Genomic DNA, 25,009 nt, shown 5'->3' with positions numbered 1-25,009 from the left:
GATGTTTGAATGGTTTATTCGACACACTACCTTTGATTTTGCCACTCTTAAAATGTACGGAGTTTTTTCAAAAATCAAATAGGATTCCTATAGTAGCGAATATCATCATTGATGATGCTGTAAAAGAGTTAGTAAAGGCTACATCTACAGTAATTGATGCAATTTTTAGTGCTGACTCGGTTTTAGAAGTAGTTACAACGGGAAGTGTCTGGCGCGGTAGATGCAACATCCATCAGAGATTTGCAGCATCTCTTGTTAAGAATTTTCCTAATGTAAGGGTGATTTTTCCGAGGCATGAACCTGCTTATGGTGCTGGTTTATTAGCGTTGCAGACAACTCAAAATTAACGCGAAGAAAGCAATATATAAGTTTTCAATCTGTAAATATGCGCCCCAAAAAATTTACTATTTCAGACCAAGCTGCGGTAGTAGCACTAGAATCATAACGATAACCGTCGTCGCGCATGAATGTATGTTCTGCTTCATATAATAAAACTTGGTGAGGTACGTTAGCATTTTCAATTGCTCTTATTATGATTTGGCGATCGCTATCTGGTATATGAGGGTCAAGAGTACCAAACACCATTAGCATCTCGCCTTTGATTTCACTTCCCCTCTGGATTGTATCGGCTACCTCTTTACCCAGCTTACCACTGGGAAGACCAGTAGGGTAACAGCAAACGCAAGCCCGAATTTCGCTTTGAAATGCGGCGCGGAAAGCTAAATGTCCACCAATACAAAAGCCGAGAGTGCCTATTTGATTTGGAGAAACCGCACTCTCTCCTTTGAGAAATTCAATCACAGCAAGGCAATCGGCATCATAATCAGCTACGGAGGTTCGACGAGCATCGTCATTACCCCGCATCCTTCCAAGATCGTCTGGCTCAATTACTGAACCAACTGGCTCTATTCGGTGAAAAATTTCTGGCGCTGCTACTACATAGCCGTATCCTGCTAAGTAGTTAGCTAGACGAATCATTGCATCACCTAACTGATAAATATCACTGTAGAAGACAATACCAGGGTATTTTCCGGCTGCTTTGGGAGCCGCAACATAAACACGCATTAAGCTGCCATCTACTCTTAATTCAACATTGCGCTTGGTGATTTGCACTTTTTTGTCTCCGTGTTACGCTTGCTGTCATTAGCTTCTACACTGTAGCGGCGCACCATCCGGTTACTTTCAACCCACAATTTAGCGTTCTTTTATCATCACTGCGATCGCTTAATATCCCCAGTGAAAGTTTGTCATGTTTGCTTTAATGCACCCATTACTTATTGGTGTAGACTAGTTATAAATCATACCAATAATTAGTAAAGGGGATAGATGACATTCGCTTGCTGCGAAGCACCCATCCCCGAATAGCTGCCCAGATGATGAACCTGGAATCTATAGTCCGGTATCTAATCATCCAAGTATCGTCCGAGATACGTCGATTGTCACCAGGATAGATACTGATTTTGAAGATATCTACCAAAAGATGCACTGTTGACTAACCCCTTTTTCTCTCTCCCATCGCCAACAGCGCTGTCCCGTAAGCTGCTTCTGTGTATACTGACGCTACTACAGGAATCTGCAAATGACGCTCCCTAATTCCAGTCCAAGTATGATTCGCCGCACCACCGCCAGCAGTATAAACACGGCTCAATTTGTCTGCTCCCATTTGTTGTAATAATTCATACCCTCGCGCTTCTATGCGGGCAATGCTTTCTAACAACCCATGCAGAAATTCCACTGGATTCTCTGGGCGTGGTTCCAAGCGTGGGGATAAATCGGGATCATTAATGGGAAAGCGATCGCCTACCTCCAACAACGGATAATAATCTAACTCGCTGGCTTTTGATGCATCAATCTCCCGGCTAAGGCTTTCTAACTCAGCGTTTGTGAAAAATTTCTTTAGTACTGCCCCCCCAGTATTAGAAGCACCACCAGTCAGCCACAAATCACCCAATCGATGGCTGTAAACCCCATATCTGGCATCTTCTACACGGGTACGACTTAATAACTTTAGTACTAACGTTGAACCAAGGGAAGTCACGGCTTCACCAGGTAATTTTGCTCCACTGGCGAGAAAAGCGGCAATACTATCGGTTGTACCAGCACATATCAGACAATCACGGCGTAAACCGAACTTATCCGTAATTTCAGGGCGCAATTCTCCAATAGGAGTACCAGGTGGTAAAACTTTGGGTAGCTGAATCGATATTTGTAACTTTTCCAGCCATTCTGGGTATTTCAACTCTTCCACGTCATAACCCAGCTTTAAAGCATTATGGTAATCGCTAATACCTAACTGTCCATGTAAGAGAAATGCCAGCCAATCTGCTTGATGCAGGAAATATTTAGCTTCACTAAAAGAGGGTAATTGTCTCATCCATAAAAGTTTGGCCAGGCTGGAGGTGGCACTCAACACGGTATGATTAGGGGGTGCGATATTCCTCAAATCCTCTAGGACACATGATCCCCGCGTATTGTTGTACAAAAGTGGTGCATCTACAGGATTACCAACAGCATCGACTAGCAAGACAGTGGAAGAAGTACCATTGATTGCGATCGCTTTAATTTCTCGCCGCAATTGGTTAGGTATTTGTTCCACTAGCACAAACAAAGCCTCTTGCCAAATTTTTGGCGTAACGGCGGCTGGTGAGTCGTGGAAAGGATATCGCACCTCAGCCTGAATACAAGAAGCTTCCTCGTCAATCACCACGCCGCGCGCGCCAGATGTGCCGAAGTCGATACCCAGATATAAATTCATATTTTTATAAATTTTTTTTAATGGAAAATAAATAAGGACTACTGACTAATAACTGCTTTTGTTGCATCTTGTAACAAGATATTCCACAATCTTGGCAAAACAAGGAAAAGTAGTAAACGAACTGTTCAAAATCTATTCAGGTTAGGAGGTTTTCAGCCATGCCTATCTTAGATACTCTGTACATCGCTCAGATATCTTCTCTCTCAGATACTCAAGTCTACATCGCTCTAGTTGTGGCGCTGATTCCAGGAGTTCTAGCTTGGCGGTTAGCCACAGAACTTTACAAATAACGCTCCGATGTGACACAGTTGAAAAGCTAATAATCCTGGCAGTACGGGGTGCAATTTCCAGAAACTTGTGGCATAGAACCACAAGTGGCTAGAAACCTGGCACTTACGTAAGCCAGGTTATTTTTTAACTGGTGCAACACTTGTAGCTATTTCAAAAAAATGAAGTAATATGACAGCTAAATCAAGCATTCAGGAGTGCCGATCTCGGAGTGCTGAGTGCTGAGTGCTGAGTGCTGAGTGGACAGGAAGAAGCAATGAGTAAAAAGTAGTACTTATTAATCTCCCCACTCTAAGCCGAGACACTAGCTACTCTGAACTGATTTGATGCCAAGTTCTAATTCAGTTCCGAGTATCGAGTGCTGTACATGGATAGCGGGGCGTTTAGCCCGGCTAAGTTGTAAATATCACTCAGCACTCAGCACTCATAACTCAGCACTCTTGATAGTGCTTCCCTTCACTAAGCGAGGTTATCTTTTAGCATCATGAACGCAATTCAACCGTCCAGACCACCGTCACAACCGATACAAAAACGCCGGGTCATTCCTCGACCAAAGCGGCATATTCGTCAACGTTCTTACCAGGTGATGGCACTGGAAAGCACAGCCAAAATAGCAGTGAATTTCGTCATTACAGCCGTTGCCGCATCTGCGTTGGCACAACTTTTGCCTTATCATTGGTTACAGCAAGAAAAGTTGCGAGAAATCAGTACTGAAGTCAAGCAGATGGAAGGGCATGTCAATAGTTTGCAGGCGGAATTTAGCCGTAACTTCGATCCGCAACAAGCTAAAAGTATTAGACAACAGCAAGGATACCGATTTGATCCCAGCCAGCGTCAAGTGGTGTTGATGAATCAGGATCGCCGAGAAGATGAACAAACAGAGTCATCGCCCTAAGACAAATAGCGAATTTAGAATTATTTAGGTTTCTTGTAATTCTAGCTATGTATAAACCGGGTGTTAATTTATATTATTGCTAATAAATAATGGTTAATAGCTAATTTTTGAATAGCTATGTAGTTATCATCTATTAGTCATTAGCGATGCAGCGTCGCTTTGCTCAAATTCAAAATTCAAAATGAAGAATCTGCTTTTTGAACCTTGAAATTTGCCAGAAGGATTAATCTACCAATTAGGACGCTGATTCAGATAGTAACTCGTTGAGCCGATTTTCGAGTTGTAAACGCAAGCGATAACCAATAATATCATTACTGTTATCGAGAGAGGGCAGTTGAGTGAGGGCGCGACGATAATCTGCGATCGCACAATTCCAGTCGCCCCAAAGATGGTAAGTCTTGCCGCGTTCAGCCCAGATATGAGCTTCTAGTTGACCGAAAAGCAGTGCTACCTCAAAATTCTCAATTGCCTCCTCGTATTGCCCCAAATCACGCCAGGTAATGCCTCGGTTAATCCGCGCTCGGACATGGCGCGGATTCAAATTAATCGCTTGATCGTAGTCGGCAAGTGCTGTTGCTAATTCTCCACAAGTCGCATAGTAATTTGCCCGATTATTATAAACACTAGCCAAATGGGGATCGAGTTTAAGGGCGGTGTTATAGTCGTAAAGCGCTTTTTGCCTTTCACCACTTTGAAAATAAATCAGCCCCCGATTGTTGTAATCAACGGCATTATCGGGGTGGCGGCAGATTAGTTGGGTTAAAAGTGCGATCGCTTCAGTATAATTTCCTTGTTGAGCCAACCTCAAAGCACAAGAGCGTAAGTCACTATCCCCAAAAATCGATTCGCTGCGATCGCTTGTACCCCGGTCTTGAAGTTTGTTTGTAGTATATAGAACATACTTATATTGCTTACTTTGCTGGTTATCGTCAGCTAAAAATGAGTGAATATTCATCTTTACCTACATTAAAGCCCTGCTTTTTGAAATAAAAGTCTAGTTTTTTACCACTGTCTTTATTCTTAAGGTATTTATGGTTACTTGGAAGCCATCTCAAGACTGAATTTAACTACTCACACCACTAGAAATCTACGCCCTAAATAAACAATTGCTCCTCAAACCTAATTATGGATACTCGATCCCGAAGGTGAATTCCAGAAATAGCAGACGTGAATCTCAAAGACTAGTCAAGTAGTGAGAGCGACAAATTGGTAGAATGCCAACAAGCTGTTCGTTAAAGAGGGGACTGGGGACTGGGAACTGGGGACTGGGGACTGGGGACTGGGAACTGGGGACTGGGGACTGGGGACTGGGAACTGGGAACTGGGAACTGCAAAGAATTCACTACCCCCTCTCTCCATGCCCAATCCCCAATCCCTAATCCCTAATCCCCAATCCCTAATCCCCAATCCCCAATCCCTAATCCCCAATCCCTAATCCCCAATCCCTAATCCCCAATCCCCAATCCCCAATCCCCAATCTCCAATCCCCAATCCCCCATCCCCAATCCCCATATTCAATTTTTTTGAGAAATTTCCTAATGACAACCGCAACTTCTTATTCCAATGCCCCTGATTTAGCAACCGATGATTACATTGTCATCGGCTTGGCAACCTGCTTCGTCAAAGAAGATGGAGAAGTTTATCAAATCGAAGTTATAGAACCGATCCCCTCTGCGGCTTTAGAAGCGCTGTTAAAGGGCATTCCTACCTCCTATAAGCTGGCTCATGCCACAACTTTGGGATCTGTGCTGGATGGCGATTCACAACTGCTGCCAGATGGCTTCCCAGAGTCGGCTCAGTTTGGAGAGGAATTTGTGCCACGGGCATTTGCAGCAGCTCGTACCTATAAACGTCGTGAATCCGCAAAATCTCTGATTCCCTTAGGTACAAACTACAGTGATTTTAAGTATTCCATTGAGCGCAAGCGGGTGTTAAACGCCGCTAGAGTTGTCACCAAAGAAGACAACGTTAAACAGCATTCTCACACTCACAAAGTTCTTTAATTAATTATGGTAAAACTTTACGGCGGCGCTCGGAGTCGAGCATCAATTGTTCACTGGTATTTAGAAGAACTAGGAATTCCCTACGAATTCATCAAGCTTGATATGCAGGTGGGTGAACATCTCAAGCCTGAATATTTGGCAATTAACCCATTTGGTAAAGTTCCAGCCATTGTTGATGGGGATTTTCAGCTTTGGGAATCTGGGGCAATTTTGCTGTATCTTACCGATAAGTACAGTAAAACTTCACTTTCACCAGAGGAACGTGCTGTACTTTCTCAATGGGTGTTGTTCGCTAATGCTACCCTTGCTCCAGGAATTTTTGGAGAGGAGAATCGGGAACGGGAAATGCCCCGCTTGTTGACTCCGTTAAATGAAATTTTCGGTAAGCAACCTTTTTTACTTGGCAATGAGTTTACTGTTGCTGATGTGGCAGTGGGGTCTATTCTGAATTATATTCCCATGATACTGAAGCTAGACCTCAGCCCCTATCCAGAGGTGTTGAACTATATGAAGCAGTTATCTGAGCGTCCGGCATTTCAAAGAAGTATTGGCGGACGGGCTTAAAATAATTCGTAATGACGCTCCTGCGTCGCTAACACTGCGCTAACGTAATTCGTAATTCGTAATTCGTAATTGAATGCGTAACTACGAATTACGAATTTGTTAACGATAATTTGTAAATTGTAAAGCAACTGGGTAGTCTTCTTGTTTTAGTCGCTGCATGACAACTTGCAAGTCATCTTTAGATTTGGCAGAAACCCGCACAGCATCACCTTGAATTGAAGCTTGTACCTTTTTGAATTCGTCCCGAATCAATTTGGAAATTTGTTTGGCGATTTCCTGACTGATGCCTTTTTTGAGTTTGATTTCTTGACGCACGCGATTACCACTGGCTGATTCAACCTTGCCAAAATCAAAGATTTTCTGGGAGAGGTTACGCTTGGCGGCTTTTTCTCGCAAAATGGTGTGTACAGAATCTAAGGTAAACTCACTGTCAGTGCTAACGTTAATGCTTTCTTCGACTAACTCGACAGTAGTTTCAGTGTCTTTGAGGTCGTAACGACCTTTGATGTCTCGTATAACTTGATCGACAGCGTTAACCAACTCTTGTCGGTCAAAGTCGCTCACAATGTCAAAGGAAAAAGTAGAAGCCATATAAAGATTTTAGATTTTAGATTTTAGATTGGGCATGGGGCATGGTAATTTTCCTTGTCCCCCTTGTCTCCCTTGTCTCCCTTGTCTCCCTTGTCTCCCCACTCGCCTAACTAGTAGTCTGTCAAGAACTAATTGAAGGATAAATTCCCTGTAGAGACGGCGATTTATCGCGTCTCTCTAACCGTCAAAATGAATTTGACAGACCACTAGTAGCTTGGATGATGCTCAAAAAGATGAGAGTGGCAGAGCTAGAGATGCCAATGGCAAACATGAGCGATCACAAAAGGGGTATATTCAAAATATAAAAAATCGAGTATAGGAAACGAACCACCACAAAGGCGATCGCAGCTATTTGGGCTGTAAAAGAATTTACACCAGTTACATAAGCCATCAATGCAGCTGCGGCAAATATCATAAAGGCTTCAAAGGTGTTCTGATGTGCCCAGGTAGCCCGTTGGGCATAAGGTGGCAATTTATCAAACAGAGCGCGAGGAGTAGAAAGCATTTCAGACCCAATACGCACACGGGCATAAGCTACTGGCAAAAATGGCACATAAATGAGAACGGCAGCAGCCGCGATCGAGTACAAAAAAATTATCATTACTTATTAGTCGTTGGTTATTAGTCATCAGTCATTAGTCATTAGTCATTAGTCAAATACAAATGACGAAAGACAAATGACAAATGACTAATCAAAGTAGAAAAGCGTCACCACTTTTCTTTGTTCTTCTGCATCCTGACAAGTTTGTAACAGGGTGCGACTGTCGTGAAACGCAAAGCAGATTAGTTGCTGGCAACGGGAGACAATCTCCTTGTTGCACAAATAACTAGCTTCCGCCAAAGATAAATTATCATTACTGGGATTTTCGACTAGATGCATTACCTGTTCTAGTTGCTGGCGCGATTCTAAAGGCTGGCGTTCCAGGCTTTGGGGTAGAATCACTGTCAACAAATTTGCATCAGCCCGGGTTGCTCCCTTGATGGCCGCGGAATTTGTCCCTGTAGCACCAGAAGTAATGATTCGATTACCCGATAAAACTAGGGCATAAGTCATCATTTCAATAAGATTCTGATGCGTTATCGGGACGTGACGAGAACCTAGCAAAGCAATTCTTTTAGAACCTGTTTGCTGGATTGTCGCCAATTCTTGGGCTAATGTATCGAGGTTAATAAGGTCTGTTGATTGGCTCAAAGATGGAGATAATCAGACTAAACGACCCAGATATTTTACCAAACAGCGTGTAGATGCGAGGAAAACTTAAGTTAGACATTGCGACTAATTTTCGATTCTTTGGTTCAGTAACTCCATTACTTGGTAACACCAGGCTAGCCAATGTGTTTCATAACTAATGCCATTTAGGAGAGTTAAATACTGAAATTTGCCTGATTCTGGCAGTTCTTGCGGATTCTGAAAGTAATGCTGTTCTAAGTTATGGTACGTAGACAATTTTTTTTGATAGGCTTTTTGGTGATTTTCTAGCTCTGCCAAGATAACTTGCTTAGCGCTCTTCTATGACTCTGGAGAGAGAATAATCCAGGCGATTAGAAATAGTGGCTACACAAGTAAAGTCCGCCTGCGCGGACTAACGCCAAAATAGGGTTTCAAATTTAATCTGACGAGAGTAATAAAAGAGCGTTAGATAATTCCGTGGTTAAAGCGATTGCTTGTCTGCGACACACACTTGCGAACGTCCTTCCTCCTCGCTGCGGACAGGCTGACAGAGCGATCGCACAATCCTATTGCTAGATGACGAAACCAAGTACTAGGGGGAATTTTAAGACTTGTGTGTACACCGTAGCCTATGAGGTGGGGATTATTGCAGGTCAATCAAGGGGGTTCACTCTTTGATTGACAATCTCTTTATCAGGTCGCGTAATACCTCTGTTTGATTTCTTTCGCTCAATTCACAATACTTCTGCAAATGTTCTTTCTCTCGTTGAGATCACCTCAAGCTAATCTGCGACACAGTAGCAAATACATATAGATATGCTACCATTATACTGGCTGCTGACCCACCCACACGGCTCATAACAAACGGCCGCAGTAGCGTTAATACGCTATGACTTGACTAAGAGCGTGAGAAAAGGAGAAAGACCTCGGTCACTGGTTCGCATGATTACGTTCTGCGGTAAAAGATAAGCCATACAAAGGTGTACGTAAAAATAATTACTGCCTTGGGAAGCAGGGCGGCTGCGCGGGTTCTCCTTTCAGAGGAGATAAAGGTAGCAATACCAGAGACGTTGTGTAAGACCAGACGCTCGTTCGCCCTTGGCGTCTCCCCTTCTCCCAAAGGGAGAGGCTAACGCCAAGGGAGAAGACTCGGCTTAGCTGCGCTATCATCGGGTTTGTCCCGAATTTTTAGCAATAGGAATTCCTAACGTGGCAATGGCGAGTGAGACGCGAAGCCCCATCCGTCTATACGATGGGGTACTTCACTAGTTTGAGTTGATGAATCTAAGACAATGCCGCTGCGGGAGTTAAACCTAGTTTGGATAACAAGCGGTCAATGTCAAAATGCTCGGACATCAACTGACGAATATACTGAACCTTAATCGGCTCGTGGACACGGACTTGACCAAAAGTGCGGTCAACAATTCCGACAGTAGTCAGGGTATCTAAGTCAACAGACAAAATGGGTATTTCTAGTTCTTCAGCGCGACTGAGAATGAACGGCGGCGGGGGTAGTTGCCCGGTGAGAATTAAACATTGGGTAGAAGTTTCCAAAGCCGCTTGCTGAATTTCCACCCGATCGCCTCCTGTCACCACTGCCATATTCCGGCGTTTGCGGAAATATTTCACAGCTGAGTTGACATTCATCGCTCCAATTGCCAGACTTTCTACCAACAAATCCATGCGATCGTTGCGACAGAGAACATCAGCCTTTAACTGCTTGACTAGTTCGCCAACACTCACACTGCGGAGCAAATCGCTGTTTGGGAGCATTGCTAGCACCGGAATCCCCTGCTGTTCCAAAAATGGGTGCAAGAGAGTGTCAACCGCTTCTAGTTGGGTGACAGGGATATCATTGATCACAACTCCAATCAAGCGATCGCCTACACGCTGTTTTGCAGCCAATAGGGCCTCAACGGAAAGCAACGATTTATAGCGGGCTACCAACAGCACAGCAGCATCCAATACTTCAGCCATTTGCAGCAAAGACAAGTCAAACAAATTGCCTTCGGATAAATCACCAGGCCCTTCCAGTAATACCAAATCTCCTTGAGATTTATGTAAATATTGCTGTATTAGGGACTGCTGATAATTGGTTTTGTCTTCCCCTCGCAAGCGCTTTTGCACATTTGGTTCATCCAAAGCCAGCATTGTAGGTGCAACGCGGTTTTCCGGCAAATTGAGGCTAAGAGCGATGAACTGGACATCTTCTTCAATTACGGTTCCACTAGACGAATTAAAAGACGTACCGAGTGGTTTACCGTAAGTAATATCCAGACCTTTTTGCTGTAGCTGATGAGACAAACCCAGAACAGTTGCAGATTTACCGCTGTAAGTCTCGGTTGATCCAATCAGCAAATATTTAGGGGATTTTGGCACACATGCACTCCTAATTTCAAAAGTCAGAAGAACCCAGCTAGGTGTTTCCTAATTCTAGTTCCTTCTGGCAAAAGCCTCTCGCTCTCACTAATTAAGGTTTCCCAGAATTACCTTTTGATTGAACAAGCAGGAGTGGGGAATGGGGAGTGCCTGGATTTCTCACAAGCGAGAAATTGAGGGGTGTGGGGGGTGTGGGGAGTGTGGGGAGAATGAGGAGGAATTGAGAATGGGCACTTCATATCGAGCGCTTTGTGCAACGCAGCACCTCCCACACCTCCCAATACTGCGTAGGTTTTGGAATTTCTTGGTTGAGGCAAGCTGTTCTTGAGCAGGGGGAGAAATGGAGGCTGGCGTTGAGTTTTGCTTCCCCTGCTTCCCCTGCCTCCCCTGCTTATCCGAGCAGTATTGCCACACCTCCCACACTTCCCACACCCTATTAGTGAGAAATTCGGGAGTAGTAGTCTGTCCCATTAATTTTGAGGGATAAAAGAACGAACCGCATTCGCGCACCGTCTCGTAAGAGTTGGACGCAAAGAGGAGGCAGCGCGGTCTTGGGGGTTTCCCCCATGAGCGACTGCCGTCGCAAAGGAAGAAAAGTTAAGAATGAGTTCACCCATTATATTTAATGGGACAAACCAGTAGTAGTTTGTCCCATTAAATTATTGATGGATAAGTTCCCTGTAGAGACGATTTTTGTGCTTTGCGATGGCGTACCCACCCGCTGTAGGCGATCGCACTCTCGCAAAACGGGTATTTGACCACAAAACCAGTCAGGCTATAGGTTCAGCGAGCTTATCCTTTAATTTTTGGCAATCTTTTCCTTTAAGTCACAACTTGTGGTCAGCTTATGGTTCATAGTCTGGCCATTTTTTCGGTAAAAGCACAGTTGGTTGGGTGGAGTACTTAAAATCAAGACGCGTCAGTCTCGTTTTACGGCACTTGCTCCCACTGCTTCTGCTTAATAGAGTTTACCATACTGAGTAATGAATTAGAGCGAAGCGACATATTCATCGACTATAAGCACGCTTTGATCGAATCCAGTTTTTTTGAGTGTTTCTAATACCATTTCCTGCGGAGCAACTATGTAAATATCCGCAGCCGCATCTATTGTTTGTTTGGCAAAAATGAGTACCCGTAGACCCCCACTGGCCATATATTCTAAGTCTTGCATCAACAACACGAGGTGTTTTGGATGCTCAACTACTGCTTTCTCTACCTCTATCTTGAAAATCGGTGCAGTCATGGCATCCAATTCTCCAGACAAAGTGATTTTAGCGACATCATTGCTAATTTTTAGTGTGGCACTGAAAGCCATCATCTTTTCCTTATATCAATTCTACAACTGCAAATTCTGAATCACTCGCGATCGATATTGTTCCAGCACTGAAAGACTGCCTTCTAATATGACGCTTAGGGGTGTAGTTAGTTCGCAGAACTGACTTTCATCATTAGCATCAAAGGAAGTATCTCCTAATTTATTGGTTAAAAGCACCACTGCAAAAACTCGATTTGTGCTATTGAACATCGGTAAGCAAAGGATATTACGAGTATGATATCCAGTGACTTGATCGATTTCTCGATAGAACCGAGGATCGTTCTGAGCATCAGTTACATTCATACTTTCACCCTTTGTGGCAACATAACCAGTAATGCTACCATTCATCGGTAGGAAAATTTCTAATGCTTCTTCGTTTTCATTGGGGACAACCTTAGCCCAAAGCTGATTTTTTGCCTCATCAACGACAAAGATCGTAGCTCGATCCGCAGCCATGATTTGGGCGATTTTCAAGGCTAAAGCCCTAATCACTTCTTCAATATTTGCTTCTAGCATTTGCTCGCTGAGAATATCCATTGCTTGCAAAACTTGTTCAAATTCTTCTTTGAGCTTTTGAAGCAAACTCAAAAATTGAGGGATGGTTAATTCTTGGATCTTGCGGCTCAATTCCTCTTTCTTTGCTTTAACTAATGAGGTCGTTGTACTCTCAATGTCTAGAATTGCTTGCTCTGTAGGCGATGCTAAACGGCCATCTTCTAGATGAACAATCCGATCGGCAATATCTAAAATCCGATTGTCATGTGTTACTAGCAAAATCGTACAATTCTGCTGCTTTGCCAGTTTTTGCATCAATTCTACGACATCTCGACCACTAGTTTTATCTAGCGCTGCTGTTGGTTCATCTGCCAAAATAAGTTGGGGTCGGTTTACTAAAGCTCGTGCGATCGCCACTCGTTGTTTTTGTCCACCTGATAACTGGTGCGGATAAGAATGAATGAGCTTTTGGAGTCCCACTTGCTCTAATATTGCTTGCGATCGCTGTTGTGCTTCCTCCATTGCGATCGCATCATTAAGCACCAAAGACATTTGGACATTTTGGTTTGCAGTTAGAGAACCTAACAAATTATGAGCTTGGAAAATGAACCCTATCTGCTTGCGGACATTTTCCAGCAAACGATTACTCACCCCGCTTAACTCATATCCTAGTACCTCAAGGCTACCTTCCTGAACAGAACGCAATCCCCCAATTAAAGTCAATAGTGTTGTCTTCCCAGACCCGGAAGGACCGGACATAATAACAATTTCTCCAGGATAAATCTTCAGGGAAATATCAAATAAGATTTTTTTACGTAATTGCCCCTTTCCATAATAATGATTGAGATTTTTGATTATAATAATTGGTTCTACAAGCATCATTTTATATCAATGTTTGTTCAAAAATTTTGTTAATAAATATCAGCAGGATCTATCTTTTGAAGTTTTATTGTTGTTATCAGTCCGGAAACAACACACATTAAAACCGTTAAACATAGCACGAGACTAATAACGTTAAAATCCATGTGTAATTGCAGCCCTGTAGCTGTAGAAATTAATTTATAAAAAAGAACGCTTAAGCAAAAACCTGGAAAAAAGCCAAAAAATGAAAGAATGAGAGATTGCAGAAAAACAATATTCACAAGATAAAGATTAGAATGACCAATGGCTTTCAACGTGCCATATTGAGCTAGATTATCTGCAACATTGCTATAGATAATGTTGTAAACGACGACAATTCCAACCACAAAACCGATGATTGTTCCTAGCCCAAAAATAGCCCCAATTCCAGATGCTTGCATCCAATAATCTAGTTCTTTGGCAATAAAATGTTGTTTTGTGTAAACAACTATATCAGATGGTAAAGATTGATTCAAAAACTTTTCTAGACGATTGCTATTCGTTCCTGGAGTCACTTTGAGTAGACCGATATCAACGTCCTTGAGCGATGAACGAAGCTTGGCATCAATGCCAGAAGGTCTAGTTGCAAAGATTCTCAGAAAATTTAGATCGCTGACAATTAAATTGCCATCAGTTACAAAGTCAGCACCCAGTTCAAACGTTCCAATTATTTTAACTTTTACCCCAGAAAGCTCAGTTGTCACACCTGGTTGCATAGAACCATAATCTTTGCGAGACTTGCTATCGGCCAATAGAGTGTTGGGCATTTTGAGGGCGAATTCAGATCCTTGGATCTCAGGCAAGAGAAAAACAGGATCGTCTAGATTAAATGCAAACACTCGGATAGATCTTTCCTCAGCAGTTCCATAACGTCTCCAACTACCAAGAGTCATATAAAGTGGATAAGCGGCTGCAACGCCCTCAAATTCTCTAGCTTGATATAATCGACTTCGATCGAAGGTTTCGTCAATAACGGTAACATACCGTCGCTGGCTGAGGATGATTAAATCAGCATTTAATAGGCGTAGAAAAGCAACGTTACTATTCAACATTGCATTCTGAAATCCGAGTTGTGAAAACATGAGAAAAACTGCAAACGTGATAGCGGCTAATGCTGTGACAAACTGCGATCGCCGCTGGAGCAGGTTGCGCCAGGCAAGGGAAAACTTAAAGAGGGCAACTCGAATCTTTTTGCTAGAAAACATCAGCGGGATCTGCAACTAACACTTTGCGGGCAACAACAAGTCCAGATGTACTAGATGTCAGAATCGTCAGACCAAATACTAATAACATCCGACTAGCAGTCATGGTGATCGGTAGTCTTGTAGCAGTAAAAATGGCATGGTACATACCAAAAGCCAGAAGGCAACCGGGAATAAATCCGAGGGACGCCAGCAGGATCGCTTCCTTGATAACGACCGTCAACAAACGTAGATTACTATATCCAATGGCTTTTAAGGTTGCGTACTCGTGCAAATGTTCAGTGACATCAGAACTCAGGACTTGATAGACAATCACAGTCCCAACCAGAAAAGCCATGACAACGCCAACACCAATGATATAACCGAGCGAAGTAGACTTAACCCAATATTCCCGATCTCTAGACATAACTTCCTGACGACTGAATACTTTAATCGTTGCCGGCATGATTTGGCGTAAGTTTTGCACCACTTCATCAACCTTTACACCCGGCTCAACTGTAATCAACCCCAGACTTATATCATCCAACGATCGCCCCGGATTTAGACGAATAAAATTTTGATCGCTAACAATCGCAGTGCCATCAGCACGGATAGTGTTATTTAAGCTAAACAGCCCCACAATCTCAACTTTTCGCCTGCTCAGTTCAGTTTTCAGACCCACTTCTCTCGGACCAAATTCAGAGCGTGAAAGGCGATTCATTAGCAAAGTATCTTGGCGTTGCAGGGCTTGTAAAGACTGATAAACTTCTGGCACACGCAATACAGCATCCCGATAATTAAACCCCACAACTAAAAGCGCTCGTATTCGCGTCGTTTCTACATTGCGCCACGAGCGAAATGCCAGGTAAAGTGGTCTGGCAGCAGCAACGCCATTCGTCCCTCCCGCCTGATACAAATAACGTCGGGGAAAAGGTGGAACATAGGTGGACTCCGGTGACTTGGATGAAATCAATACAATGTCAAAATCGAGGCTGTCGTAGAGGAGTGTTGCTCCCTTCATCACTCCGCTAAACAGTCCAAGTTGCATAAAGACTAAGGAAACTGCAAAGCTCATGGCTGACACTCCCGCACCTAAGCGAGCTTTACTCTGAATTAAGTTCTGCCATGCCAACGGGGGTCCTTTCCAGTGTTTGCGGTGCTGACGGTTAGTCACATTCCCTGACTCCTGATAATTAGACATCTGCAAAAATTGTTAAAGTCTATCTAAGCAAACTTTTCCGGTGTTGTTTTAATCACAATTAGCGAATTAATTTAAATCAATCTGGGCGTCTACTTGCAGATTACTTAGATCGGAGACAACTTCACTTCGATCTAAGCGGATTTTTACTTCTACCACTCGGACATCTGATTTTGCTGTCGGATCGTCCCCAATAATGTCGTTTTTGAACACCAATTGACCAATTTTTGTGACAGTGCCAGTAATTTTTTCCGAAAAAACCGGACTGGTAATCGTTGCTCGCTGTCCTACCTTAATCAACTTAACGTCTGTTTCAAACACCTCTGTCACTACATACATATTACGTGTGTTGCCCAGAGCCAGAAGCCCGCGATCAGAAATCACTTCCCCAGCCTGGGTGTAAATCTTCAGAACTTGGCCGTTTTTGGGCGCACGGATTATCGTTTGCTCTAACTGTGCCTGAACCAGTTTTAAATTTTGGATGGCTGAAATCAACCCACTATGGCTAGCGACTCGCTTTAAATTCATCTCTGAGCGTTTGAGGTTCTCTTGAGCTACTTTGATATCCGTTTTCCGGGCCGTGGTTAATTGCTCTAACTTGGCTCTGGCTTGACTTAAATTCTCCTGGGTTTGTACAACCAATAACTTCCTGATCTCAAAATCTTCTTGAGAAACTGCGCCTTGACTATAAAGTTTTGTATAGCGATCGCGTATGAGAATTGCCTGTTGCAACTCTGCTTGCGATCGGCGAACAGCAGCCTCTTGAGAGCTAATTTCTTGCAAACGAGGAGTAGAAATCTGACTAATCTGTGCTTGTGCCTGACTAATCTCAATCTGATTGACGGAACTATCTGTTTGTATCTGTTTTTGCACCTCCTCTACCTGGCTAGCAACCAAATTTCGTTTAGCTAGAACTTCTTGATGGCTTTTGAGATAAGCCAAAACTTGCCCGGCTTTAACCCAATCACCCTCAGAAACTTTTAATTCATCAATCTGTGCCCCCACTGGAACTGCAACCTTGGTAATCTCCCCCTCTGGTTCCAACCGCCCCAGTGCCAGGACTTTTGTTTTTTCAGGGGGCAACGATAAGGATGATGGTGAGGTGTTGTTGGCGGGTGACTGGCTAGATACCTTAGATAGGAAAACGTATCCAGCCCCGATACTTAATGCCAGTAGACCAGCAAAGATACTAAGATTGCGAGCAGTAACAGTAGGGGTCATCATAAGTAGCAAAAGTTACTAGTTCTTATTCGTTCTTCAAGTTCAGCCCCGATCGCTGAATTTCGCTTTTAAGTTCATCTATAGATTGTTTGAGATTCCGAATCTCTTCAGATGTCTGTTCTTGAACTCCCCGCATCTGTTCTTCGGTGGTCATCACAATCCCAGCTTCCTGTTCCTGTAACATTTCTTGTAAAAAGATGCTAAGAATCCCTCTAATGGGTTGCCATAACTGATGCCACCGTTTTTTGTCTTCTTCCAGCAGTTGAATGTAGGTATCGAAGCTGTGAGGGAAAGGAATACCTCCCATAAATTCTGCCGCTCCCCCAAAATTCAGAGAGACACCGTGATTTCCCAGTCCGATTACGTGATGAACTTCTCCCACATGCTCGTAATTGCCTAAGTAAAGTTCCCCCAATCTCAAGCCATTGCCAGCAAACATACTCAAAGGGAAAGGAAGGCTAAAAGGTACCAGCGTAAACAGATCCAGTTGATTTTCGATGCGGTAACTAAATCCTTCTCCTAATTGTTCGTTGTAGTAATTGGCAAAATGCTGATTGCCAACTTTCACAGATCCAAAGGTGTATACTTTGGCTCGTAAAGCTGACTCTCCTAAAGAACTAAAGCGGCGTTTTAAGAACAGAGCGCATAGTTGAGCTAAACCACCGCCCAAACTATGACCCCCCACGTAAACCTCAACGCGACTAGTGTTTTTAGGCCTATTAGATATAGAACTCAAGCTAGCACCAGCCCTACGAGTATTCGATAACTCACTCACTTCTCTGGAGATGTCTTCAAAGTTCAAGAGTTCATCGCGAGCAAAACTCCAGGCTCGATTCAGGTTGCCGATCGCATCATAGGAGAAGACTTCCGAAATTAATTTTTTTAATCGGCGCTCAAAGGCAAGTCCAAACCGGATTCCTCCAGCCGCAGCAATGGCATGGGCAATAGCAATTTGTTTGCCAGGATTCAAGGTTTGAAATATCTCAAAATCTTGAGCATTAATTTGACCTAAGAGAACCTGAAAAAAGGCAGCCAGTTCATCTTTGACGGCTTCAAATCCTTCAAAAAATCCCCGTGCGACTTTGACTCGCGTATCTGGTAGGGAACCATAGTTAACTAAAGACCAATTGAGATCGGTCAAAATATCCGTTAATTCAATTTGACCGCGATCGGTAACAATCGAGCCTCGAAAAATCACCGCAAATTGATTACCTCCTTCTCGTTTAAAAATGAAACCTCGGATATTATTTTCATTATTCTGCAAGCTATGAACTAATTTCCAGCCCTCATTCTTATACAGAGAGTTATAGATATCTTGGACTTCGGCATCCTCAACAGAGCCTCCTCCGACTTGAAATATTTCATAACTTCGTTTGGAGAACTTAGCCATTAAAATCGCTTCATCAAAGCTAAAACCACTGCGAAGCTTTAAAGGTATACTCATAATAAGTAGGTCGGTGTGAATATTTATTATTGGAATCGGGCAGAAGCCAGCTACGCTGGAGGCAGAAGGAAAAAGGGTTTAAGGTATTTCATTTTTATTTACATAGTTTGGTTTTTTGAAGTCGTTCTACTTATGTTTGACTTTTATCCTCTAAATCATAGATGTGGACTTGATAGGATAATATCAGTTAGTGCTGTTTTATAACTATCATTGACACTTTGAATCAAGAATCCTCGTACCTTTAGGTCGAGGAGTGTCAAAACACCTCCATCTTTTGAACCTCCACGCGATCGAGACAAGCTTTTAGCTTTTCGGCAAGTACCTCTACATGGGGCGGGAGGACTAAATTCAGATGGTTTCCCGGAATTTGATGAATCTCAACTCCTCCGATTGCTAGATCGCCCCAGCCAAGGGTTGCATCTTGAGGATTTTTTCCAGTTTGTTTGCTTGTCCGAAAGAGAGTAACTTTACCTGGATAAGGCTGTGGCTTGTATTTGAGGAGGGCTAAGTTGTTAGCTTGTATGACTTGAAATAGCCGTCGCGCAGCTGGTTGGAAAAGCTTACTCAGCTTGGACTGGTGGGCGACAACCTTAGCTATACTTCCTGGCTCAACCAAAAAATCCAATGGCTTCGATGTCTGAGTTCCAATCTGTTGGGTGAGTTGTCGTTCTTCGACAGCAGTGAGAAAATGGTCTACTGTCTCATCCAGATAAGGGCCAAGATTGCGGAGGATAGAATTCACCAGAAATTTAGCCATCTGGAAGAAATTCTGAGTGCGATTGTCGCAAAAGGCGGGAGTATCAATCAGTGCTAGTAAGACAATGGTCTGTCCTACTTGCTGTAGCTGTTGGGCCATTTCAAATGCCACCAGCGCACCAAAAGACCAACCTCCTAGACAATAGGGGCCTTCTGGCTGCACCTGTTGGATACCGTGGATGTACTCAGCAGCAATGTCTTCTATACAATCTTTTGATTTGCCTTCGCCAGTAATCCCCGCAGATTGTAGCCCATAGAAAGGTTGTTCTTGACCCAATAACTCTGCCAGGTCGGAATAAACGGAAGCGACACCCATCACCGGATGAATGCAGAAAAAGGGTAGCTTTTCGCCTTGCTGCTGAGAATTTACTCCAGTCAATTGTCTGAGAATTTGAGCAGCGAGATTTCTGATGGTCACACCTTCGAGAAACTTGACCACAGGAACATTGACTTCTAGATCGACTTCGATTTGATGTTTAATCTCAATTGCAGTCAAGGAGTCGAGGCCTAGCTGATGCAAGGGTTGTTGGGGATGCAGTTTCGCCAAGTCAACTTTCAGTCCCCTTGCGAGTTTTGCTTGAATGTAAGACTCTAAGTGCTGCTGTCTTTGTGTGGGAGCGATCGCTAACAGTTCTGCTACTGTAAGTTTAGATTCGCTAGCTCCACCATCCCATTGGGGCAAGATGTCAGCAGCAATGATGTCCAAACTCTCTGTTTGAAATCCATTGCGGCAAGCAGTACGAGAAATCTTACCACTTGATGTTTTGGGAATGCTAGCAGTCTTGAGTAGCAAGACTGCATAAACTGATAACTCATGAACTTGTGATACCGCTTGGCGAATTGCCGCGATCGCTTCATCTGCATTGAGCTTTCTTAAGTAGGTTCGCTCGATTTCTTGAGCAACGACGATTCTTTCTTCCCCTTCTACCTCAATGGCAAACACTGCTCCACAGCTTTGCCGGAGGGCTGAATGACTTTCCTGCACCGTCAGTTCAATGTCTTGAGGATAGTAGTTGCGACCTCGAATCACAATTAAATCCTTGAGTCGCCCGGTAACAAATAATTCACCATTATGCAGAAATCCCAGGTCGCCCGTTCGCAGAAACGAACCCCCGCCTGTATCGTCTAAACAGGCATAGAATGTTTCTTGCGTCTCTTGGGGTTTCTGCCAGTACCCTTGAGCAGTACTCCCTCCTGTAACCCAAATTTCTCCAACTGTACCATCTGGACATCTCTTGAAAGATTGCGGATTGACGATCGCAATTGTTTGACCTAACCCCGTCCTCCCCTGTCCCACAATCTTTATACTATGCTGCTGTTGCTCTGCACATAGCACAACTTGGTTTTGTTCGAGAGCAGCACTTTCTACATTACACACCGTTGGGTAGCACTCTTTTATCCCCCCGGAAATCAACAATGTGCCTTCAGCCATCCCATAGCAAGGATAAAAAGCTTCAGGGCGAAAGCCGTAAGGCTCAAACTTGGTAACAAATCGTTCTAATGTTTGGGCACGAACAGGTTCGGCACCATTGAAAGCAACTTTCCAACTGCTCAGGTCAAGACCCACTAATTGTTCTGGCTGAATCTTCTGCACACACAAGTCATAAGCAAAATTCGGCCCGCCGCTAATCGTGGCTTGATAGCGGGAAATTGTTTCTAACCAACGATATGGCTTCTGCAAAAACGCAACGGGTGACATCAAAATTATTGAGGAACCGACGTAGAGGGGTTGGAGGATGCTGCCGATTAAGCCCATATCATGATAAGGGGGCAACCAGGACACGCCTAATTGGTTGGGAGCGGTTTGGAAAAGCTGATGAATCAGTTCTAAATTGTGTAATAAGTTGCCATGACTGACCATAACCCCCTTGGGTGTCCCGGTTGAGCCAGAGGTGTATTGCAGAAATGCGATCGCATTTGGATCGAGTAAAGGTTCTTGCCATAATTCTGCTTGCTGATTAGCGATGGTGTCTGTAGTGAAAATCTGTTTTGTAGCCAGGTCTGGATGATCCGTAAATTGAGTAGCGATGGTTGTAAGTAGGGAGGTTGTAGTTAGCGCAACCATAGCTTGGGCATCTGCCATAATTCCTATCAGCCTGGAGATAGACTGATTTTGTCGAGGTGGATAAGCAGGAACGGCGATCGTACCAGCGTATAAGCAGCCAAAGAAGGCGGTAATGAAATCAAGACCAGGCGGGTAGAGAAGCAGGACACGCTCATGCTTGGCACTGACAGTTTGCAGTTGCACCGCGATCGCTCGTGCCGATAGATCCAGTTCTCGATATGTGAGACTAATTACTTCCTTTTCTCCATCCACCACAAAACTATAGGCCAGGCGATCGGGCTGTTGTTCGGCGCGATAACGCGTCAGCTCTACTAAATTTTTGACTGACAAACTGGATGTTAACAATTCATTGAATACCATATTCAGCCCTCTCCAAAACCCGATCTGCTTTTGTTTTTGTACTCGTCTCAATACCGAACTGAGGCTAAAGTGTTAACTCCTCTATTTCCTCAACAACATTAGCAATCTGAATAGTTGGTAAACTCAAATTTTTCAAAATTAATTGTTCGTGGCAAGCTTGAGCTAATTCCGCAATGCTAGGACTAGCAATGAACTGTTCGATTGGCAGTTCGATCTTTAAATTGGTGACAATGCGATTTCTGAGACTCATAGCCATCAGAGAATCGATGCCCATACTAGTCAGTGGCTTTTGGACATCAACTTGAACAGCCTCACACTCTAAGGCTTGGACAATTTGTGCTTGAATGTAAGTACTTAATAAATGGGTGCGTTGGCGTAGGCCGTCGTAGACATCGCTGCTTGCCGCTAATGACCATTGCTCTACAATATCAATCTGTTCGGCAATCTTAGAGCAAACCACACTAGAGGCTTCAACAGTATTAGATTCTCCTAATCTATCTTGCCGTGAGGCTTCTGATTCCTGCCAGTAACGCTGTCGTTGCCATGGATAGGATGGCAAACGCACAAAATAACCACCATGAGGATAAAGAGCGTTCCAATCAATGGAATCTTCTAGGGTATAGCGCTCTGCTAAGGAATTCAGCATTTGAGAGCATTCAGTACCAGGATTTTCCTCTACTCTACTGTTTTTGTGTTGCTCTACATAGCCTGAAAACATTGAGGGACGGCTTTCTTGTGCAAGAAAAGCCATTAAATGCTCGGCAAGTTGTTTTTTGGAATCAACCACCATTGCCAAACGGTGGGAGTGATGGCTACGGCGCAAACTAGTTGTGTAGCAAATATCTGCCAAGGAAATTCCGGCGCTAGAATCCTGGGTTAAAAACTCAATATAAGCTTTAGCAAAGGCTTTCAAAGCCTCTGGGCTACGAGCCGACATTAAAAACAGTTGTGGTTGGTTAGCGATCGCAGCGTCAATTGGCCAGGATTCTACACCTTGCAGAATCACATGAACATTTGTACCCCCCATGCCAAACCCATTCACACTCACGATCGGTGGTTGATTATCTTTATTCGTTAGTGGTTCCAGGGATTGTGGCACGCGCAACCGGAGTTCCTGCCAAGGAATTTTGGGATTGGGGGTTTGAAAATGCAGATTGGGTGGAATTTGACGATGGCTAACCGCTAGCGCTGCTTTAATTAATGCGCCAATCCCGGCAGCTGCTTCCATGTGTCCAATATTTGTTTTCACAGATCCGATGGCGCATTCATTGCCCAAAGAGCGATCGCTGCCGATGACAGCCCCAATCGCTTTGGCTTCAATTTCATCGCTCATTGACGAACCGATACCTTGGGTTTCCACATACTGCGCCTGCTGAGGAAAGATTCCTGCCTGCTGATAAGCTTTTTGCATGACTGCTTTTTGCGCCAAAGCATCTGGGGCTGTAAAACTGGTTCCACGGCCATTTTGGTTGACAACACTGCTGCGGATCGTTGCATATATTGCATCACCGTCAGCGAGGGCATGGGATAGTGGCTTGAGGACAACAACCCCCACCCCTTCAGCCCGGACAAAACCATCTGCTACTGCATCAAAACTCTTGCAACGACCATCAGCAGACAGTAAAAATGCCTTACTCATGGCGATGCTGAGTTCTGGCTTGAAGATGATATTGATCCCACCTGCCAGGGCAAGGCTACATTCACCATTCCAGAGACTAGAGCAAGCAAAGTGAACGGCGACTAATGACGAGGCACAGCCAGCGTCAATCGGCAGACTGGGACCTGTGAAGTCAAAGCAATAGGAAATGCGATTTGGTACCAAGTTAAGGTTTGAGCTAACTATGGTATGGGCATTAATCGCATCGCGATTGCGCTCCCCCATTTGAATGTAACTATAATCTCGGTTAAGTACCCCAATAAAAACCCCGGTATCGCTGCCAGCCAGATGTTCCGGCACTTGTCCAGCATCTTCCAGTGCCTCCCACGCCGTTTCTAACAAAAGTCGTTGTTGAGGATCAATCCGAGCCGCTTCCGCGCCGGAAATCCCAAAGAATTTGGCATCAAACTGGTCTATTTGGTCGAGAAACCCACCCCGGCAGCTGCACATTTTACCTGGTTCTACCGGATCGGGATGATAAAATTTGTTGACGTTCCAGCGATCGCCAGGAATTTCTGTAATCGCATCTCCGCCATGACGCAACAAATTCCAGAAGCTAACTGGACTGTGGACACCACCAGGAAAGCGACAACCAATTCCAACGATCGCGATAGGTTCTTGGGTCATATACTACTCACTCGTCGATGAATTTCAGGCAAAAGCTGGACACCAGATTCAAAGTCAATAGCTCTGGCACCCAGGTAAAACATGTACATTGTTGTCAGCCAGTTAGTAAATTCCTGCTTAGAACCCATATGCCGCTCCATATTGAGCATAACCCAGCCCATCTGCGACCAGGTTTGGTAACAGGTTGAGCAATCGGGGTGTTCGCTTGTGCAGCACGTCCTGCTTGATTTTGCATCAGGATTGTAAGCCCGAAAGTGAAGATTGTAGGGTTTACCATTTTTGAACCGTGCAGCATTCTCTGGGCGATTCTCACTGATGCAAGGGCAGACATCATATCCCCAGGTTTCGTTGTACATTTGCCCTGTAGAAAACACTTTGTTCATGTACGAGGTCATTAAGATGCGATCGGGATAGCGGGCAATCATCCGATCAATTTCATGACGCACGGCTGCAAACCCTCGTTCATTATCATAAACACCCCCTAACCCTGCCTTATCCCCGTAAAAGTTAAACATTACGCAATTACCGTTTTCAACACATTGTTCAACAACCCGTTCAATTTCATGGGCGTTACCAGCGGTCGTTGTATAGTACCAAAAGGCTCTGCGATCGTCTTTGTAATTTTTGAGAGCCTTGCTGAAAACATCTAACTTGCCTCCTCCCCGCAGCTTTTTATCGGTTTCGCTATCTCCCCAAAGCGAAACACCAATAGCTGTATTTTCAAATCCCTCATAAGGAATTTTGATCATCCCGTTTGTAACCACAATCATCCAAAAATTTTGCGCCAGCTTTCGCAATCGATCCAGCATTAGGGTAGGCTCACCCCCAACTGCTGTAATGTAGTTAGTGCCTCTAGCTTTTTCTTGTGCAATTAATGCCTCAAATTCAGCATCATCTTTAGGTGCTGCATTTTGATCCAGATCGTCGGTGAAAAAACAACAACCCTCACACCGCAGATTACATAGATGAGTTAAGTCTACAGAGATTCCTTTAATGGCACCCGCTTTTCTAACCTGAGTGAACAGATTATGTAGAAATGGGTCTTCTAAATACTCCATTAAGGGATCTTGCACCTCGGTTTCTATTACCTGAGTAGCCATAGCAATTTATTTCCTTTGCGAAAAACTGACCAATATAGAAACGA

22 protein-coding genes and 3 pseudogenes are annotated in these 25,009 nt (G+C 44.0%); 7 read left to right on the top strand and 18 right to left on the bottom strand.

The annotated features are described in order from the left end of the window. Positions 1-92: 92 nt before the first annotated feature. Positions 93-347: pseudogene (locus V7K67_RS31260) on the top strand (ATPase); the annotation flags it as partial. Positions 348-372: 25 nt separating this feature from the next. On the opposite strand, the gene V7K67_RS31255 reads toward V7K67_RS31260, so the two are convergent. Together V7K67_RS31255 and V7K67_RS31250 are read right to left on the bottom strand one after the other, a co-directional pair. Then, positions 373-1,113 (bottom strand): dienelactone hydrolase family protein, encoded by a 741-nt coding sequence (locus V7K67_RS31255; RefSeq protein ID WP_334733157.1) that lies wholly within the window; start codon positions 1,111-1,113, stop codon positions 373-375. A 379-nt stretch (positions 1,114-1,492) separates the two neighbouring features. Further along, positions 1,493-2,755, bottom strand: a complete 1,263-nt coding sequence (locus V7K67_RS31250) for an FGGY-family carbohydrate kinase (protein WP_334733156.1) — start codon at positions 2,753-2,755, stop codon at positions 1,493-1,495. A 191-nt stretch (positions 2,756-2,946) separates the two neighbouring features. On the opposite strand from V7K67_RS31250, the gene psaM reads away from it, so the two are divergent. Continuing rightward, positions 2,947-3,045 (top strand): photosystem I reaction center subunit XII, encoded by a 99-nt coding sequence (gene psaM / locus V7K67_RS31245; RefSeq protein ID WP_334709783.1) that lies wholly within the window; start codon positions 2,947-2,949, stop codon positions 3,043-3,045. 482 nt (positions 3,046-3,527) lie between these two features. After that, positions 3,528-3,938, top strand: a complete 411-nt coding sequence (locus tag V7K67_RS31240; RefSeq protein ID WP_335169910.1) for a hypothetical protein — start codon at positions 3,528-3,530, stop codon at positions 3,936-3,938. Between the two features lie 235 nt (positions 3,939-4,173). Here the strand turns inward: V7K67_RS31240 and V7K67_RS31235 are convergent, their stop codons facing one another. Continuing rightward, positions 4,174-4,893 carry a tetratricopeptide repeat protein gene (locus V7K67_RS31235; protein WP_334733155.1) on the bottom strand — a complete coding sequence of 240 codons (720 nt, stop codon included), beginning with the start codon at positions 4,891-4,893 and terminating at the stop codon, positions 4,174-4,176. 259 nt (positions 4,894-5,152) lie between these two features. On the opposite strand from V7K67_RS31235, the gene V7K67_RS31230 reads away from it, so the two are divergent. The 3 genes from V7K67_RS31230 to V7K67_RS31220 all read left to right on the top strand — a co-directional run bounded on the left by V7K67_RS31230 (position 5,153) and on the right by V7K67_RS31220 (position 6,505). Continuing rightward, the gene (locus V7K67_RS31230; RefSeq protein ID WP_335169908.1) at positions 5,153-5,317 is read left to right on the top strand and encodes a hypothetical protein; all 165 of its coding nucleotides are present in this window, start codon (positions 5,153-5,155) and stop codon (positions 5,315-5,317) included. 159 nt (positions 5,318-5,476) lie between these two features. Then, positions 5,477-5,941, top strand: a complete 465-nt coding sequence (locus V7K67_RS31225) for a hypothetical protein (protein WP_334733153.1) — start codon at positions 5,477-5,479, stop codon at positions 5,939-5,941. Between the two features lie 6 nt (positions 5,942-5,947). Next, positions 5,948-6,505: a glutathione S-transferase family protein gene (locus V7K67_RS31220; RefSeq protein ID WP_334733152.1), complete on the top strand. Its 558-nt coding sequence runs from the start codon at positions 5,948-5,950 to the stop codon at positions 6,503-6,505. Positions 6,506-6,604: 99 nt separating this feature from the next. On the opposite strand, the gene V7K67_RS31215 is transcribed toward V7K67_RS31220, so the two are convergent. The 5 genes and pseudogenes from V7K67_RS31215 to V7K67_RS31195 form a co-directional block, all read right to left on the bottom strand. Continuing rightward, entirely contained in the window at positions 6,605-7,096 is a 492-nt protein-coding gene (locus V7K67_RS31215; RefSeq protein WP_012411046.1) for a YajQ family cyclic di-GMP-binding protein, read from the bottom strand. 184 nt (positions 7,097-7,280) lie between these two features. Beyond that, positions 7,281-7,697: pseudogene (locus tag V7K67_RS31210) on the bottom strand (MAPEG family protein). An 87-nt stretch (positions 7,698-7,784) separates the two neighbouring features. After that, on the bottom strand, positions 7,785-8,288 hold the full coding sequence (locus tag V7K67_RS31205) for a hypothetical protein (protein WP_041565591.1): 504 nt from the start codon (positions 8,286-8,288) through the stop codon (positions 7,785-7,787). Positions 8,289-8,372: 84 nt separating this feature from the next. Next, positions 8,373-8,585 (bottom strand): hypothetical protein, encoded by a 213-nt coding sequence (locus tag V7K67_RS31200; protein ID WP_334733151.1) that lies wholly within the window; start codon positions 8,583-8,585, stop codon positions 8,373-8,375. A 966-nt stretch (positions 8,586-9,551) separates the two neighbouring features. Further along, complete coding sequence (locus tag V7K67_RS31195) at positions 9,552-10,646, bottom strand: phosphotransacetylase family protein (RefSeq protein ID WP_334733150.1); 1,095 nt, start codon at positions 10,644-10,646, stop codon at positions 9,552-9,554. Positions 10,647-11,351: 705 nt separating this feature from the next. Between V7K67_RS31195 and V7K67_RS31190 the strand changes: the two genes are divergently transcribed. Continuing rightward, a complete protein-coding gene (locus tag V7K67_RS31190; protein ID WP_335169905.1) occupies positions 11,352-11,504 on the top strand; it encodes a hypothetical protein in 153 nt (50 codons plus the stop codon). Positions 11,505-11,634: 130 nt separating this feature from the next. On the opposite strand, the gene V7K67_RS31185 is transcribed toward V7K67_RS31190, so the two are convergent. The 10 genes and pseudogenes from V7K67_RS31185 to V7K67_RS31140 form a co-directional block, all read right to left on the bottom strand. Then, positions 11,635-11,964, bottom strand: a complete 330-nt coding sequence (locus V7K67_RS31185; RefSeq protein ID WP_334705527.1) for an anti-sigma factor antagonist — start codon at positions 11,962-11,964, stop codon at positions 11,635-11,637. Positions 11,965-11,982: 18 nt separating this feature from the next. Beyond that, positions 11,983-12,477 (bottom strand): GAF domain-containing protein, encoded by a 495-nt coding sequence (locus tag V7K67_RS31180; RefSeq protein ID WP_334733168.1) that lies wholly within the window; start codon positions 12,475-12,477, stop codon positions 11,983-11,985. A gap of 147 nt (positions 12,478-12,624) precedes the next feature. Then, a pseudogene (locus tag V7K67_RS31175) lies at positions 12,625-13,335 on the bottom strand (DevA family ABC transporter ATP-binding protein); the annotation flags it as partial. Positions 13,336-13,367: 32 nt separating this feature from the next. Then, positions 13,368-14,561 (bottom strand): ABC transporter permease DevC, encoded by a 1,194-nt coding sequence (devC, locus tag V7K67_RS31170; protein WP_334733147.1) that lies wholly within the window; start codon positions 14,559-14,561, stop codon positions 13,368-13,370. Further along, positions 14,551-15,738, bottom strand: a complete 1,188-nt coding sequence (gene devC, locus V7K67_RS31165; protein WP_334733146.1) for an ABC transporter permease DevC — start codon at positions 15,736-15,738, stop codon at positions 14,551-14,553. The genes devC (V7K67_RS31170) and devC (V7K67_RS31165) overlap by 11 nt, the downstream gene beginning before the upstream one ends. A gap of 66 nt (positions 15,739-15,804) precedes the next feature. After that, complete coding sequence (locus tag V7K67_RS31160; RefSeq protein ID WP_335169902.1) at positions 15,805-16,959, bottom strand: efflux RND transporter periplasmic adaptor subunit; 1,155 nt, start codon at positions 16,957-16,959, stop codon at positions 15,805-15,807. A gap of 22 nt (positions 16,960-16,981) precedes the next feature. Then, on the bottom strand, positions 16,982-18,400 hold the full coding sequence (locus V7K67_RS31155; protein WP_334733145.1) for a lipase family protein: 1,419 nt from the start codon (positions 18,398-18,400) through the stop codon (positions 16,982-16,984). A 256-nt stretch (positions 18,401-18,656) separates the two neighbouring features. Further along, positions 18,657-21,581 (bottom strand): AMP-binding protein, encoded by a 2,925-nt coding sequence (locus V7K67_RS31150; protein WP_335169900.1) that lies wholly within the window; start codon positions 21,579-21,581, stop codon positions 18,657-18,659. Between the two features lie 64 nt (positions 21,582-21,645). After that, positions 21,646-23,865, bottom strand: coding sequence for a type I polyketide synthase (locus V7K67_RS31145; protein WP_335169898.1), 2,220 nt, complete (start codon positions 23,863-23,865; stop codon positions 21,646-21,648). Continuing rightward, a complete protein-coding gene (locus V7K67_RS31140) occupies positions 23,862-24,965 on the bottom strand; it encodes a radical SAM protein (protein WP_334733142.1) in 1,104 nt (367 codons plus the stop codon). Before V7K67_RS31140 ends, V7K67_RS31145 begins: the two co-directional genes overlap by 4 nt. Positions 24,966-25,009 lie beyond the last annotated feature (44 nt).

Source organism: Nostoc sp. (genome assembly GCF_036917155.1).
GTDB lineage: Bacteria > Cyanobacteriota > Cyanobacteriia > Cyanobacteriales > Nostocaceae > Nostoc.
This window is presented reverse-complemented; position numbering and strand designations above follow the sequence as displayed.

Excerpts from the sequence above, each read along its gene's own strand:
- V7K67_RS31230 (WP_335169908.1), top strand. The coding sequence starts at position 5,153 with ATGCCAACAAGCTGTTCGTTAAAGAGGGGACTGGGGACTGGGAACTGG.
- V7K67_RS31240 (WP_335169910.1), top strand. The coding sequence starts at position 3,528 with ATGAACGCAATTCAACCGTCCAGACCACCGTCACAACCGATACAAAAA.
- V7K67_RS31155 (WP_334733145.1), bottom strand. The coding sequence starts at position 18,400 with ATGAGTATACCTTTAAAGCTTCGCAGTGGTTTTAGCTTTGATGAAGCG.
- V7K67_RS31140 (WP_334733142.1), bottom strand. The coding sequence starts at position 24,965 with ATGGCTACTCAGGTAATAGAAACCGAGGTGCAAGATCCCTTAATGGAG.
- V7K67_RS31225 (WP_334733153.1), top strand. The coding sequence starts at position 5,477 with ATGACAACCGCAACTTCTTATTCCAATGCCCCTGATTTAGCAACCGAT.
- V7K67_RS31185 (WP_334705527.1), bottom strand. The coding sequence starts at position 11,964 with ATGATGGCTTTCAGTGCCACACTAAAAATTAGCAATGATGTCGCTAAA.
- V7K67_RS31145 (WP_335169898.1), bottom strand. The coding sequence starts at position 23,865 with ATGACCCAAGAACCTATCGCGATCGTTGGAATTGGTTGTCGCTTTCCT.
- V7K67_RS31180 (WP_334733168.1), bottom strand. The coding sequence starts at position 12,477 with ATGCTAGAAGCAAATATTGAAGAAGTGATTAGGGCTTTAGCCTTGAAA.
- V7K67_RS31250 (WP_334733156.1), bottom strand. The coding sequence starts at position 2,755 with ATGAATTTATATCTGGGTATCGACTTCGGCACATCTGGCGCGCGCGGC.
- V7K67_RS31150 (WP_335169900.1), bottom strand. The coding sequence starts at position 21,581 with ATGGTATTCAATGAATTGTTAACATCCAGTTTGTCAGTCAAAAATTTA.
- V7K67_RS31215 (WP_012411046.1), bottom strand. The coding sequence starts at position 7,096 with ATGGCTTCTACTTTTTCCTTTGACATTGTGAGCGACTTTGACCGACAA.
- V7K67_RS31235 (WP_334733155.1), bottom strand. The coding sequence starts at position 4,893 with ATGAATATTCACTCATTTTTAGCTGACGATAACCAGCAAAGTAAGCAA.
- V7K67_RS31190 (WP_335169905.1), top strand. The coding sequence starts at position 11,352 with ATGGCGTACCCACCCGCTGTAGGCGATCGCACTCTCGCAAAACGGGTA.
- devC (WP_334733146.1), bottom strand. The coding sequence starts at position 15,738 with ATGTCTAATTATCAGGAGTCAGGGAATGTGACTAACCGTCAGCACCGC.
- V7K67_RS31220 (WP_334733152.1), top strand. The coding sequence starts at position 5,948 with ATGGTAAAACTTTACGGCGGCGCTCGGAGTCGAGCATCAATTGTTCAC.
- V7K67_RS31160 (WP_335169902.1), bottom strand. The coding sequence starts at position 16,959 with ATGATGACCCCTACTGTTACTGCTCGCAATCTTAGTATCTTTGCTGGT.
- devC (WP_334733147.1), bottom strand. The coding sequence starts at position 14,561 with ATGTTTTCTAGCAAAAAGATTCGAGTTGCCCTCTTTAAGTTTTCCCTT.